Origin of the sequence: Pseudomonas sp. CCC4.1, from assembly GCF_035019225.1 — a bacterium.
Classification (GTDB): domain Bacteria; phylum Pseudomonadota; class Gammaproteobacteria; order Pseudomonadales; family Pseudomonadaceae; genus Aquipseudomonas; species Aquipseudomonas bubulae.
This window is the reverse complement of the sequence record NZ_JASJWL010000002.1, coordinates 104,069-117,213: the sequence shown is the minus strand read 5'-3', so window position 1 is coordinate 117,213 and position 13,145 is coordinate 104,069. Positions and strand designations below refer to the sequence as shown.

The 13,145-nt window shown below is 59.0% G+C and carries 10 protein-coding genes; 2 read left to right on the top strand and 8 right to left on the bottom strand.

The window, feature by feature from the left end; translation table 11 throughout:
- Positions 1 to 31: 31 nt before the first annotated feature.
- The 3 genes from QN377_RS01595 to QN377_RS01585 form a co-directional block, all read right to left on the bottom strand.
- On the bottom strand, positions 32 to 919 hold the full coding sequence (locus QN377_RS01595) for a glucurono-1,5-lactonase (protein WP_095019116.1): 888 nt from the start codon (positions 917 to 919) through the stop codon (positions 32 to 34).
- A 44-nt stretch (positions 920 to 963) separates the two neighbouring features.
- The gene (locus QN377_RS01590; RefSeq protein WP_095002105.1) at positions 964 to 1,791 is read right to left on the bottom strand and encodes an NAD-dependent epimerase/dehydratase family protein; all 828 of its coding nucleotides are present in this window, start codon (positions 1,789 to 1,791) and stop codon (positions 964 to 966) included.
- A 244-nt stretch (positions 1,792 to 2,035) separates the two neighbouring features.
- Positions 2,036 to 3,331, bottom strand: a complete 1,296-nt coding sequence (locus QN377_RS01585; RefSeq protein WP_095002104.1) for an OprD family porin — start codon at positions 3,329 to 3,331, stop codon at positions 2,036 to 2,038.
- 146 nt (positions 3,332 to 3,477) lie between these two features.
- Here QN377_RS01585 and QN377_RS01580 point away from each other — a divergent pair, with 146 nt between their 5' ends.
- Positions 3,478 to 4,560 (top strand): AI-2E family transporter, encoded by a 1,083-nt coding sequence (locus tag QN377_RS01580; RefSeq protein WP_095002103.1) that lies wholly within the window; start codon positions 3,478 to 3,480, stop codon positions 4,558 to 4,560.
- Here the strand turns inward: QN377_RS01580 and QN377_RS01575 are convergent.
- Positions 4,557 to 6,674 (bottom strand): TonB-dependent receptor family protein, encoded by a 2,118-nt coding sequence (locus QN377_RS01575; protein WP_095019117.1) that lies wholly within the window; start codon positions 6,672 to 6,674, stop codon positions 4,557 to 4,559. The genes QN377_RS01580 and QN377_RS01575 overlap by 4 nt on opposite strands.
- Positions 6,675 to 7,103: 429 nt before the next feature.
- Here QN377_RS01575 and QN377_RS01570 point away from each other — a divergent pair, with 429 nt between their 5' ends.
- Positions 7,104 to 7,373 carry a short-chain dehydrogenase gene (locus QN377_RS01570; RefSeq protein ID WP_095019118.1) on the top strand — a complete coding sequence of 90 codons (270 nt, stop codon included), beginning with the start codon at positions 7,104 to 7,106 and terminating at the stop codon, positions 7,371 to 7,373.
- Between the two features lie 564 nt (positions 7,374 to 7,937).
- On the opposite strand, the gene nuoN is transcribed toward QN377_RS01570, so the two are convergent.
- Genes nuoN through nuoK form a run of 4 tightly spaced genes read right to left on the bottom strand, consistent with a single transcriptional unit; the run spans position 7,938 to position 13,144 of the window.
- Complete coding sequence (gene nuoN / locus QN377_RS01565) at positions 7,938 to 9,407, bottom strand: NADH-quinone oxidoreductase subunit NuoN (RefSeq protein WP_095003304.1); 1,470 nt, start codon at positions 9,405 to 9,407, stop codon at positions 7,938 to 7,940.
- Between the two features lie 7 nt (positions 9,408 to 9,414).
- Positions 9,415 to 10,947, bottom strand: a complete 1,533-nt coding sequence (gene nuoM, locus QN377_RS01560) for an NADH-quinone oxidoreductase subunit M (protein ID WP_095003303.1) — start codon at positions 10,945 to 10,947, stop codon at positions 9,415 to 9,417.
- Positions 10,948 to 10,985: 38 nt separating this feature from the next.
- On the bottom strand, positions 10,986 to 12,839 hold the full coding sequence (nuoL, locus tag QN377_RS01555; RefSeq protein WP_095003302.1) for an NADH-quinone oxidoreductase subunit L: 1,854 nt from the start codon (positions 12,837 to 12,839) through the stop codon (positions 10,986 to 10,988).
- Positions 12,836 to 13,144 carry an NADH-quinone oxidoreductase subunit NuoK gene (gene nuoK / locus QN377_RS01550; protein WP_019412103.1) on the bottom strand — a complete coding sequence of 103 codons (309 nt, stop codon included), beginning with the start codon at positions 13,142 to 13,144 and terminating at the stop codon, positions 12,836 to 12,838. The genes nuoL and nuoK overlap by 4 nt, the downstream gene beginning before the upstream one ends.
- Position 13,145 lies beyond the last annotated feature (1 nt).

Sequence of the window (13,145 nt, the reverse complement as noted above, 5' to 3'; positions counted from 1 at the left end):
TTTTTGTTATTTCAAGGTGTTGGATCGGTTGTCAGTTATTCAGTAGTGGCTCCGGCAAGCCCTTGACCCCGGGGCGGAGGGCAAACACGCCTCCTGCCAACGGCTGGTCGGCGAGATCGCCTGCAGGGCGGATCGAGGTCACAAACAGGGTGTCCAGATCAGCGCCGCCAAAAGCGCACATCGCCGGTTTTTTCACGGGTACGGTCAGGGAGCGGTCGAGCTTGCCTTGCGGGGTAAAGCGATGGATCAGCCCGGCATCGTTGCCGCAAATCCAGTAGCAGCCCTCGGCATCCACGGCGGCGCCATCGGGGCGACCCGGGTGCTCGCCCATGTCCACAAACAGGCGACGGTTGTGAGGTGTACCCGTGTCGGTGTCGTAGTCAAAAGCCCAGATTTTTTGCACGTCCGGGTGTGAGTCCGACAGGTACAGGGTTTTGCCATCGGGGCTGAACGCCAGGCCGTTGGGCACGATCAAGCCCTGCAGTTGCGCCTTGAGCAGCTCGGTCTGGCCTGCGTTGTAGCGGTACATGGCGCCCACCGGGGCGCCGGCGGCCATGTTCATCACCATGGTGCCCGCCCAGAAGCGGCCCTGGCGGTCGCAGCGGCCATCATTGAAGCGCATGCCTGGCAGGGCATGGGTCACGCTGGCCAGCAAACGACTGTCGAGGCTGCCATCGGCGTGAGGGGTGATAGCGAACAGACCGTTTTCCATCGCGGCGATCCAACTACCATGACCTGTCTGAGCAATGCAGGCGAGCATTTGCGAGGCTTGCCAACTGTGCTCTTTACCATCGGCGGGGCTCCAGCGATGCAAGCGTTTTGCCGGGATATCCACCCAGTAAAGTGCCTGCTCCGCGATGCTCCAGACCGGGCTTTCGCCGGTGGCATTACGTGCATCGAGAATCAGTTCAGCTGTCATGATGCCTCGACCTCTGTGATCTTGTTTTGGTGGCAGGGGCGTATTTATTCGTCGCCAAACGGGCCGGCAGCCACGAAGGCACCGCCCTGGTAAACCATGCTCGGGTCATTGGCCGCAGGCATCGGCTGAGCTTCGATCTTGTCGCGAAACACTTCAGAGGTGTCTCTGGGCTCAAAACCCAGGTGGGCGGCATAGCGGTTGTCCCACCAAACATTGAGGTTGTTGGAGGCGCCATAGACCACGGTGTGGCCGACATCCGGCGTGTACAGCGAGCGCTCGAGCAGCTGTGTAAGGTCAGCAAAGCTCAGCCAGGTGCTCATCATCCGGCGGTTTTGCGGCTCAGGGAACGAGGAGCCGATGCGGATGCTGACGGTTTCGATGCCATAGCGATCGAAGTAGAAGGTGGCCATGTCTTCGCCATAAGACTTGGACAGCCCGTAGTAACTGTCAGGCCGGCGCGGGGAGTGGGCATCCAGGGTCTGGTCCTGTTTGTAGAACCCGATGACATGGTTGGAACTGGCGAAAATCACCCGTTTGACGCCATGCCGGCGTGCCGCTTCGTAGATATGGAAAATGCCGCTGATATTGGGGCCGAGGATCTCTTCGAACGGGCGCTCCACCGAGACACCGCCAAAGTGCAGGATGGCGTCTACCCCTTCAACCAGCTGGTGGACGGCCTGTTTGTCGGCAAGGTCGCAGATGAACACTTCCTCGCGGCTGTCGGCAGCAGGAGCCATTGCGGCGATATCTGAAAGTCGCAGCACCCTGGCGTAGGGCTTGAGGGTTTCGCGTAGCACCTTCCCCAGACCGCCAGCAGCACCGGTGAGGAGAAGGCGATTGAAGGGGGTTTGGACAGTGTGTGTGGTTGTCATCAAAGGGCCCTGTCGTACTTGTTATTGTCAGTTGTCGTATGACTTGGGCTGGATTATTCACAGTCATTGCGGTGGTTGTCAATGCACAAGTGATCTGGATTATTCACCAAAAGCACCCTCTCCCAAAGGGAGAGGGGACTAAAGGCAAAAGCAGTTCTGCGTAACACCACACATCAGCCCCCTCTCCCTTTGGGAGAGGGCAGGGGTGAGGGTCGCAAGCGCCCCCCGATGGCACAGACATGACTTACAGCAACGACAACGGATAGCTGATAAAGATGCGGTTTTCGTCGAATTCGTGGGTGCTGTAGTCGCGTCGGATACTCGCATTGCGCCAGCGCAGGTTAAGGTCCTTGAACGTACCGGCCTGTACGGTGTAAGCCAGTTCCGATTCGCGGCCCCATTCCTTGCCATCGGTGATGCTGCCGGTGTGGATGTTATCGCCACTGATATAGCGGTTCATCATGGTCAGGCCGGGGACGCCGAGCACCGCGAAATCCAGGTCATGACGCACTTGCCAGGAGCGCTCCTTGGCCAGGTCATAGCTGGAGTTGTAGCTGTCGTTGGCCAGGGTTCCGCCGCTGGTGCCATTGACCCTGAACCAGCCATCGTCGCCACTGATTTTCTGCAGGCCCACATACAGAGTGTTGCCCTTGTATTTGGCCGACAGCAGGGCGTAGGCGGTTCTATTGTCCAGGTCCCCCGCCAGTTTGTTACCGTCTTCCTTGCCCCAGAAATAACCGAGGTTTGCGCCCAGCGTCACATCGCCAACAGGTTGGCTGTGCAACACGTTTAAAAATTGCTGCTGGTAGATGTCTTCCAGCTGGGCATACCACAGGCCGACCTGGGTACGCTTTTCATTGAAGCTGTAATCACCGCCGGCAAAGTTGAAGCGATCGGAGGTAAAGGCACCTTTGCCGTTGAGCGACATGTCTTCCATGCTTGCGTCGTTACGCGGGCTGTTGGCGCGGAACTGGCCACCGTAGAGGTTCAGCCCGGCGATTTCTTTTGAAGTGATCTGGCCGCCACGGAAGGTTTGCGGCAAGGAGCGGCCATCGTCCGAGCGCAGGATCGGCAGTACCGGCATCCACTCGCCGATTTTCAGTTCCGTATTGGAGATTTTGGCCTTGGCCGCAACACCCAAACGACCAAAGTTATCGGCGGGCTCACCATCGCTGTGGGTCGGTAACAGTTGAGTACCGACCGTGCCCTTGCCGCCGTCGAGTTTTTGCGAGTAAAGCCCCAGTACATCCACTCCGAAACCGACAGTGCCCTGGGTAAAGCCGGACTTGACGTCGAGAATGAAGTTTTGCGTCCACTCTTCGGCCTTGCTTTGCGGGTAGTCAGGGTTGGTATAGTTGCGGTTGATGTAGGCGTTGCGCAGGTTCAATGTAGCCTTGGTGTCATCGATAAAGCCTTCGGCCATACCGCTGACGGGCAGCGCCAGACCCATGCTGCCAAGGCCCAGCAACACCAGCGAGCGGGTACCACGGGAGGTTCTTGAGCAAGTGAACAGGGAGGGGGCACAGGTAGGTGTGATCATCCGTAGAGCTCCTGAGTATTATTATTTTTGTTATCTGTCGTCGTACAACCAGGCAGATTATTTACAGAGTGTCTAGGGAGTTGTCAATGTCAGCGGCTACACTGCGTGCACCAGATTCCTACTCGCATCACTGACATGGATGGCTCATGAACGAAACAAGTCTGCAACGTAAAACCCTGCTCCTGTTGCTGGCCTTGGTCACAATTGCATTCATCTGGATTTTATTGCCGTTTTATGGCGCGATTTTTTGGGCTGTTGCCCTGGGGATTCTGTTTGCACCCCTGCAACGCAAGCTGCTACTCAAGCTAAAAGGCCGACGCAACCTGGCAACTTTTACCACGCTGGGGGCCTGTACGGTGATCGCGATCATTCCGGTCATCATCACTACGACCTTGCTGGTGCAGGAAGTGGCAACGCTCTACAAGGATGTTGAAAGCGGCAGAATCAACGTCGCCAGCTATGTCATGCAGTTCAAGGATATCCTGCCGGCCACCGCCCAGGACTGGCTTGACCGTTTCGGCATGGGCAATATCGACGGGCTGAGCGAGAAAGTATCCAAGGGTGCACTCGAAGGCAGCCAGTTTTTTGCCACCCAGGTGTTCAGCTTTGGTCAGAGCACCTTTGATCTGGTGGTGAGCTTTTTCATCATGCTGTACCTGCTGTACTTCTTTATTCGTGATGGCCAGCAAATGGTGCGCACCATCCGCAACGCGGTACCGCTTGCAGAACAGCAAAAACGCCTGTTGCAGCTCAAATTGCGCCGTGTGGTCCGGGCCTCGGTCAAGGGCAACCTGGCGGTGGCCATTACCCAGGGGGCATTGGGCGGGGTGATTTTCTGGGTGTTGGGCATCCACAGCGCGCTGTTCTGGGCGGTGCTGATGATGTTCCTGTCGCTGTTGCCCGCCGTGGGTGCCGGCATCGTCTGGGCACCGGTCGCGGTTTACTTCGTAGTGACCGGCTCGGTCTGGCAGGGTGTGGTGCTGGCGCTGTATGGGGTCTTTGTGATCGGCATGGTGGACAACGTGCTGCGCCCCATCCTGGTGGGCAAGGACACGAAAATGCCGGACTTCCTGATTTTGATCTCGACCCTGGGCGGCATGGCGATTTTCGGCCTCAATGGCTTTGTGATCGGGCCATTGATTGCCGCCCTGTTCCTGTCCAGCTGGGGCCTGTTCAGTGGCACCCGGCGCAAGGTGCGGTTGCCAGCCGATATCCCGTCCGGCGATTAACGGAAGCTGTAGGAAACCCCCACGTAGGCGCCCCTGCCTTCACCGGGGGTGGAGCGCGCGGCGTCCAGTCCCTTGTCGTCATACCCTGGCGTAACCGTAGCGGCATAGCGCTCGCCACTCAGGTTGCGCAGGTCGAGCCAGGCTTGCCAGTCCTGCTTGGGGGCGTTGTAGCCCAGGGTTGCGCCCCAAAGCATATAGGACGAGGTGTAATACGAGTTGGCGTAATCCACCGCCATGCGTGAGGCAACCTGGGTGTTCACCCCGGCATAGAAGCCCTGCGGATGGTCATAGCGTACTTCGGCCTGGTAGTAGTGTTGCGGGATCCCCGGCAACTTGTTGTCGCCAAAGCGCTCGTCGTCACGGTAATGGAAGTCGCTGAAGGTGTAGGCCTGGCGCAGGGATACCTTGCCCACTGCTTGTCTTTCCCACAGCAGGCTGTTGAGTCCTGCTTCGATGCCTTGGTGCACGGTGGGGCTGGCGTTGGACTCGCCGACAATCGGGCTTTGGGTGAGAGTGGCGGCCTGGGTTTCGACGCTCAGCAGTTCATGGCGCACGGCCGAGTAATACCAGGCCAGATCCCACTGCCCGAGCCACGAATCGCCACGGGTGCCCAGTTCCAGAGTAGTAGCAGTTTGATTGTCCAGCGACACGGGGGTGCTCTGGCGACCGGTAGCCGGGCCACTGTTGACCGGGAAGGTAAACGGCGAGCCCCAGATCATCGACCACGGGTGCGGCGGCTCAACCGAACGGCTCAGGTTGCCGTATACCTGCAAGTGCGGATTGAACTCGTAACGCAGGCCAACACGGGGCGCGTAGTCCCAGTCATGCTGGCTGACCTTGCCACCGCTGTCGGGGTAGCTCACGTCGCTCTCGCGGCGGGTGTAGATCAGCGCCATGCCGGTGGTCAGCCACAGGTCGGGGATCAGTTCCAGATCATTGCTGGCGTGCAGCACGGTGTCGGAACCCTGGTAACTGAAGTCGCGAATCTTGGTGCCCGGGGCATAGCCTGCAGTGTTGCCCACAGGGATACGCACATATTCCGATGCACCGCTGTTAGGCAAATGCTTGGTGTTGCGCAGGCCCACGGTGGTGTTGCTTTCAAGGCCGAACAGAGTGTCGCGGCGCTTGTAGTTGAGCGTGCCGCTGACATCGGTGTAGGCAACTTTCAAACGGTTAGGGCCTTCTCGCAGATCCATCGGGTAGTCGTGATAGACCAGGCCCACTTCCAGCTGCGAATCGTCATCCAGGTACATCGTGGTCTTGTTGCCCAGCCAGGTACTGCCGGGTTGCGGGCGGCTGTAGTCCCCTGCCACATAGGCCGGGTTGGCTGCGCGGGGGTGATGCTTGATATTGTCTTTGGTCACGCGCCCGGCCAGTTCGTTATCGGTTTCGCGATAGCGCAGGTAGAAGCGGGTTTCCAGTTGTGGACTGAAGCGATAACCGACATTGGCTGCGATGCCTTTGCTGCTGCCAGCGGTATGGTGTTGATAGCCGTCGGTGTCTGAGTCGGTCAGGGCGACATAGTAGTCCAGATCTCCCAGCACCTGCCCGGAGCTGATCTGGCGTTTCTGATAGCCATAGCTGCCCGTTTCGTAACGCACCTGCAATGGCGCGGCGTCGTAGCCGGTGTGGGTTACGTAGTTGATCGAGCCGCCCAGGGCCAGCGAGCCGGTGTCGAAGCCATTGGCGCCGCGCAGCACTTCGGCGCGGCTCAACCATAGCGGCTCGAACAGTTCGTAGGGCGTACCGCCGGGGCCGGTCAGGGGCAGGCCGTCGAACATGACATACAGCCCCGAGCCGTGGGCGCTGGGGGCGCGGTTGATACCCGAGCCACGCACCGAGACCTTGGCCCCGTCATTGCCCGCCGATTGCGCGTAGACCCCTGGCTGGTAGGCCAGCACATCGGCATTGCTGGCGGTGCGACCGTTTTCGACGCGGGCCATATCGATCAGGTTGCTGGCGCCGGGCACTTCATTGAGTGCGTTCTGGGCGGCTTCCAGTTCGCTGCTTTCTTCGCTGCGTACCTGCACCTCACCCAGTTCCAGGGCACTGCCGTAGGCGGGGGTGGCACTGAGGAGTGCCAAAGGTAAAAGCGAGGAGAACACGGATCGCATTAATGGAGCTTCCAGATCGATGGGCGGGCGGCGCGCCAGCCTATACAAGCCCGGAATCACTCGCAACTGTCACGGTTGCAATCCAGTTGTGGGAGCGAGCCTGCTCGCGAAGCTGCAAGCTCACGCTTTTTCGGGATTTATCGCACAGGTTTGGCAATTGCTGGAGGTCTGATGCGGGGCCTATAGTGGGTGCTCGCCGATAAGGCGACCGGGTTTGGCGATCCGCAGTAACTTTAAATAAGTACATAATTGCTATTTACGGTTGAGCGTGTAATTTGCTCGAAATGTTTTATGGCAGTTGTACGTGGGAGATCTTCGGGTCTGCCGGGTTTTCTTAAAGTTACCGGTTCGCCAACCCACGTACAGCCGCCACCTTTTTTGTTTGGCGACAAAAATGGATGGCTAAATCCAACTTTAAGAGACTTTCTTATGACGAATTCACCGTATATCCCGTTAACAGCCATCGACTGCACCATCCCCGCCTTGCTGATCGATCGCAACGTCCCCCTCGATGTGCTCCATGCCAACGCAGTCGCCCGCGTTCTGGCTGTAACTCAACTGATGGAATCGTTCTCCAGCCGCGAAGTGCAGCAGGCCGATTCGGTTGATCTCAAACATCTGGCTACGGTTTCAGCGCAATTGCTGCGCGATGGTTGTGACCTGCTCGATGTGCTGGGCTGGCGCTTGCGGCCCGCTTGATCGTGTTTGTTTAACTGATACGTTGAGTACATATCCGGCATTTGTGTCTAACTTAAATAGTGGTTTCGCCCTTACGGCGAGTCCCTTTTTGAAGGACCAAAAAGGAACCAAAAAGTCCTCGCCCCATCGTACGGCCTTCGCTTCGCTCAGGTTCCCTCGCTCCGGCTCTGCTCCGTGGGCACGCCGCCACGGGCCATCCATGGCCCATCGCGGCTCTCCCGGCATCCATGCCGGGAGACCCACTCCACAGAACCTCCTCTCGGACTCCCGGGAGGGCTGGCAGATCAAAAGCACTGCACCGCGAGGCGGCCGACCGGCCGGCCTGTTTGGCGGCGAGGTCTGCGAGCCCCGCACATCCCCTCTGTGGGAGCGGGCTTGCTCGCGATGGCATCGGCGCGCTTAGCCTGCCAGACCATGCCGTCTGCATCGCAGGCAAGCCAGCTCCCACAGGTTTAGCGTCGCATAGAAATCCTGAGTATTTACAACTTCCACATGATTTGTGGTGCAACAAAAAACCCCGTGAAGGCCAGGCCTCCACGGGGTTTTGGGTACAGCCGCTAACGCTTAGCCAACCAGGCCCAGGGTTGCCTGTTGCACCAGCTGCAGCATCGGCTGCGGGTAGACACCCAGGAAGAACACCAGTACCGAGACCGCCAGCAGCATCACGCCGCCCGCTTTCTGTTCCCAGTTCAGCGGTGCATCGTGGCGATGCAGTTTCGGCTCGACCAGGTACAGGGTCACCATCACACGCAGGTAGTAGAACACGCCAATGGCGCTACCCAGGATCAGGGAACCCACCAGCCACCATTGGTGAGCTTCAACACCGGTGGCAATGATGTAGAACTTGCCGATAAAGCCGGCGGTCAGCGGGATACCCGCCAGCGACAGCATCATCACGGTCATCACCGCAGTCAGGTACGGACGACGCCAGAACAGGCCGCGGTACTCGTACAGTGCGTCGGCGTCACGACCTTTGTACGGCGAGGACATCAACGTGATCACACCGAATGCACCCAGGCTGGTCAGCACATAGGTGATCAGGTACACGCCGATGGCTTCCATGGCCATGCCTTTGCTCGCCACCAGGGCGATCAGCAGGTAGCCAAAGTGAGCGATGGACGAGTAACCCAGCAGACGCTTGAGGTTGTTCTGGGTCAGTGCCAGCAGGTTACCGAACAGGATCGAGGCAATCGCGATCACGGTCAGGACATCGCTCATCACACCGGTGGTTGCCGATGGGGTGATCTGGAACAGACGCACCATCACGGCAAACACGGCAACTTTCGACGCGGTAGCCAGGAACGCGGCGACCGGCGCCGGAGCACCTTCGTATACGTCCGGCGTCCACAGGTGGAAAGGCACCAGCGACAGTTTGAAGGCCAGGCCCACCAGCATCATGCCCAGGCCCAGTTGGGCAATGGCGCTAGGAGCGCCAGTGGCCGCCAGGGCGTGACCGATACCGCTGAAGCTCAAGCTGCCGGCTTCGGCGTACAGCAAGGCCATGCCGAACAACAGGAACGCGGAACCGGCTGCCGACAGCACCATGTACTTGATGCCGGCTTCCAGGGAGCGCTTGTTGAAGAAGGCATAGGCCACGAGGCCGTAAACCGGTACCGAGAGCAGTTCCAGACCGATAAACAAACCGGCCAGGTGTTGCGCGCTGACCAGCACAATACCGCCGGTCGCTGCCAGCAGCATCAGCAGGTACAGCTCTTCGCGGTTGCCCGGATAGCCCGTGCCGCCTTCACCCAGGTAGGCGTGCGCCAGGGTGACGCAGGCCAGGGTCGCGACCAGGATCAGGCCGATATACAGATAGGCGAAGTTGTCCATCATCAACAGCGGGGTGACAGCCAGTGGAACAACTTTCAACGCCGGGAAGATCGACAACAAGGCCAGGTTAAGACCCGCCACCGAAAGCAGGAAGGTCTGTGAATGGTTGCGGCGCCACGCGATTGCCAGCATCACCACAACAACGGTGAGGCTGGTAATCAGCAGTGGAGCAAGCGCGATAAAGTGTTGGATCGTGAATTCCATAGCGCTCTTACCGGGCCGAAGCGAGTTGAGTGAAGGCGGTGCCGAGCCATTGCTGCACGCCATGCATGGTCGCAGCGGAGGTATCGAGGAACGGTTGTGGGTACACGCCGATAAACACCAGCAGTACCGCCAGACCGAGCACCATGATCAGTTCACGTGCATCCATACCGGCCAGTACATCGTCCGATTTGGATGGGCCGAAGTAGGCACGGTGAATCATGATCAGCGAGTAGACCGAACCAAACACCAGGCCGGTTGTGGCGATCGCGGTGACCCAAGGGAAGCTGGCAAACGAGCCAATCAGGATCAGGAACTCGCCGACAAAGTTGCCGGTGCCCGGCAAGCCCAGGGACGCCGCCGCGAAGAACAGGCTGATGGCTGGCAGGTAAGCGATCTTCGACCACAAACCACCCATTTCACGCATGTCACGGGTATGCAGACGCTCATACAACTGGCCGCTGAGGATAAACAGCGCAGCTGCCGAAACACCGTGGGCCAGCATCTGGATCACGGCGCCTTGCAGGGCCAGCTGGCTGCCGGAGTAGATACCGATCAGCACGAAACCCATATGGGAAACGCTGGAGAACGCGATCAGACGCTTGATATCGGTTTGTGCGAACGCCAGGAAAGCACCGTAGAAAATCCCGATCAGACCCAGGGTCATGGCGATCGGCGCAAACTCGGCCGAGGCATTCGGGAACAGCGGCAAGGCGAAACGCAGCAAGCCATACGCAGCGGTCTTCAACAGGATACCGGCCAGGTCCACAGAACCTGCGGTAGGTGCCTGTGCGTGAGCATCCGGCAGCCAGGAGTGGAACGGTACGACCGGCAGCTTCACGGCGAAAGCAATGAAGAAGCCCAGCATCAGGATGTACTCGGTGGTGAGCGACATCTTGGTTTTCAGCAACTCGGCGTAGCTGAAGGTAATCACGCCGGTGTTGTTGAAGTTGACCAGCACCAGACCCAGGATCGCCACCAGCATGATCAGGCCGGAAGCTTGAGTGAAGATGAAGAACTTGGTGGCGGCGTAGATACGGGTTTTCTTGCCGTCCGACGAGCTATGACCCCAGAGCGCGATGAGGAAATACATCGGCACCAGCATCATTTCCCAGAAGAAGAAGAACATGAACAGGTCGATGGCGAGGAACACGCCAACCACACCGCCCAGGATCCACATCAGGTTCAGGTGGAAGAAGCCCACGTGACGCTGAATTTCTTTCCACGAACACAGCACCGACAGCACACCGAGCAAGCCGGTGAGCAGGATCATCAGCAGCGACAGGCCGTCCAGCGCCAGGTGCACGCTGATACCGAAGCGGGCAATCCAGGTGTGCTGGAACTCAAGGGCCCAGGTCGGATCGGCGCCAGGCGCCGGTGCAAATGAGTAGTTCCCCTGGGACCACAGCCAAAGGCCGAGGGCAAGCTCAAGGGACATGGTCAGCAACGCAATCCAGCGTGGCAGGGTAGAGCCGAAGCGCTCACCCAGCCAGCACAGCAGGCCGCCGATAAAGGGGATCAGGATTAGCCAAGGCAGAATCATGACGGGCTCAATTCCTTTCGCAAAGTCGAAGGTTCATATCAGACCGCTACCAGCACGATGGCGCCCATGACCAGTACAGCACCGGCGGCCATGGATGCAGCGTACCAACGCAGTTGACCGGTTTCGCTGCGGCTCAGGGCGTTATGCCCGGCCTTGGCCATCTTCGGGATCAAACCAATGGTCTGGTCCAGAGGATCTTTGGCCAGCAAGCGGCAGATCAACAGGTACGGTTTGACGAACAGTTTGTCGTACAGCCAGTCGAAGCCCCAGGCAGCGAACCACCAGGCTGACAGGAAGCGACCGATGCCGCTGTTGGCGACGGCGCTTACAAAGCGACGCTTGCCCAGGTACAGCAGGGCAGCCAGCAGGATACCGGCCAGGGCGATGGCACCCGAGGCGATTTCCAGGCTGTGCTTGGCTTCACCGCCAGCATGGCCAACGCTTTGTGGCAGTACACCGGCCAGTGGCGGGGTGATCATGGCGCCGATAAAAGTCGACAGTACGATCAGCACGCTCAGTGGCAGCCAGTAGGTCACGCCGTGGCCTGCATGGGCTTCAGTCTTGGCTTCACCGTGGAACGTGACGAAGATCAGGCGGAAGGTGTACAGCGAGGTCATGAACGCACCGACCAGACCGGCATACAACAGTTCGTTGTTACCGCTGGCGAAGGCTTCCCAGAGGATTTCGTCCTTGGAGTAGAAACCGGCCGTCAGCAATGGCAAGGCAGACAGCGCCGCGCCACCGACGATAAAGCTGGCGTAGGCCAATGGCAGTTTTTTCCACAGGCCGCCCATCTTGAAGATGTTCTGCTCGTGATGGCAGGCAACGATGACCGCACCGGAGGCAAGGAACAGCAGCGCCTTGAAGAAGGCGTGGGTCATCAGGTGGAAGATCGCGCCGTCCCAGGCACCCACGCCCAATGCCAGGAACATGTAGCCGATCTGGCTCATGGTCGAGTAGGCAAGGATACGTTTGATGTCGGTTTGTACCAGTGCGGCGAAACCGGCCAGTACCAGGGTCACACCGCCGACGATGCCCACCAGGTGCAGCACTTCAGGTGCCAGGGTGAACAGGCCGTGGGTACGGGCAATCAGGTACACACCGGCGGTTACCATGGTTGCGGCGTGGATCAGTGCCGAAACCGGGGTAGGGCCGGCCATCGCGTCTGCCAGCCAGGTTTGCAGCGGCAGTTGCGCGGATTTACCGACAGCACCACCCAGCAGCATCAGGGTTGCCAGCACGATCCAGAAATCACCGGCCTGGAACTTCTGCGGTGCCAGCACCAGCAGTTCCTTGATGTTCAGCGTGCCCAGTTGCTGGAACAGGATAAACAGGCCGATGGCCAGGAACACGTCGCCGACACGGGTCACGATAAAGGCTTTGAGTGCCGCGTTGCCGTTGTTGCGGTTGCTGTAGTAGAAACCGATCAACAGGTACGAGCACAGGCCCACGCCTTCCCAGCCGAAGTACACGAACAGCAGGTTATCGGCCAGGATCAGGAACAGCATGCTGGCGATAAACAGGTTGGTGTAGGCAAAGAAACGCGAGTAGCCGTCTTCACCGCGCATGTACCACGAGGCGAAGACATGGATCAGAAAGCCCACGCCGACCACGACACCGAGCATGGTGACCGACAGGCCGTCCAGGTGCAGGGCGAAGTTGGGCTTGAAGCCTTCTACCGAGATCCACTGCCACAGTACTTGTGTGTACTCGCCGCCGGGTGGCGGCGCGACATTGAATTGCCAGATCACAAACGCGGCCACGATGGCCGAAAGGCCAATGGAGCCGACGCCGATCAGCGCCGAGAGGTTTTCGCTGAAGCGTCCACGGGAGAACGACAGCAGCAAAAAGCCGATCAGGGGGAATACGAAAGTCAGAAAGAGAAGGTTCATCCGCGCATCTCACTGGCAGCATCGATATCAAGCGTATGGAAGCGGCGATACAGCTGCAGCAGGATCGCCAGGCCGATACTGGCCTCGGCGGCTGCCAGGGTGATCACCAGGATGAACATGACCTGTCCATCCGGCTGCGCCCAGCGTGCACCGGCAACGATGAAGGCCAGAGCAGCGGCGTTCATCATGATTTCCAGACTCATCAATACGAAGAGAATGTTGCGACGTACCATCAGGCCAACCAGACCGAGGCAGAACAGGATGCCGGCAACGGCCAAACCATGTTCGAGAGGTATTCCTGGCATG

Bases quoted from the DNA above. Each gene is read 5' to 3' on its own strand.
- nuoN (WP_095003304.1), bottom strand. From the start codon at position 9,407: ATGGAATTCACGATCCAACACTTTATCGCGCTTGCTCCACTGCTGATT.
- QN377_RS01575 (WP_095019117.1), bottom strand. From the start codon at position 6,674: ATGCGATCCGTGTTCTCCTCGCTTTTACCTTTGGCACTCCTCAGTGCC.
- QN377_RS01585 (WP_095002104.1), bottom strand. From the start codon at position 3,331: ATGATCACACCTACCTGTGCCCCCTCCCTGTTCACTTGCTCAAGAACC.
- QN377_RS01595 (WP_095019116.1), bottom strand. From the start codon at position 919: ATGACAGCTGAACTGATTCTCGATGCACGTAATGCCACCGGCGAAAGC.
- nuoM (WP_095003303.1), bottom strand. From the start codon at position 10,947: ATGATTCTGCCTTGGCTAATCCTGATCCCCTTTATCGGCGGCCTGCTG.
- QN377_RS01570 (WP_095019118.1), top strand. From the start codon at position 7,104: ATGACGAATTCACCGTATATCCCGTTAACAGCCATCGACTGCACCATC.
- nuoL (WP_095003302.1), bottom strand. From the start codon at position 12,839: ATGAACCTTCTCTTTCTGACTTTCGTATTCCCCCTGATCGGCTTTTTG.
- nuoK (WP_019412103.1), bottom strand. From the start codon at position 13,144: ATGCCAGGAATACCTCTCGAACATGGTTTGGCCGTTGCCGGCATCCTG.
- QN377_RS01580 (WP_095002103.1), top strand. From the start codon at position 3,478: ATGAACGAAACAAGTCTGCAACGTAAAACCCTGCTCCTGTTGCTGGCC.
- QN377_RS01590 (WP_095002105.1), bottom strand. From the start codon at position 1,791: ATGACAACCACACACACTGTCCAAACCCCCTTCAATCGCCTTCTCCTC.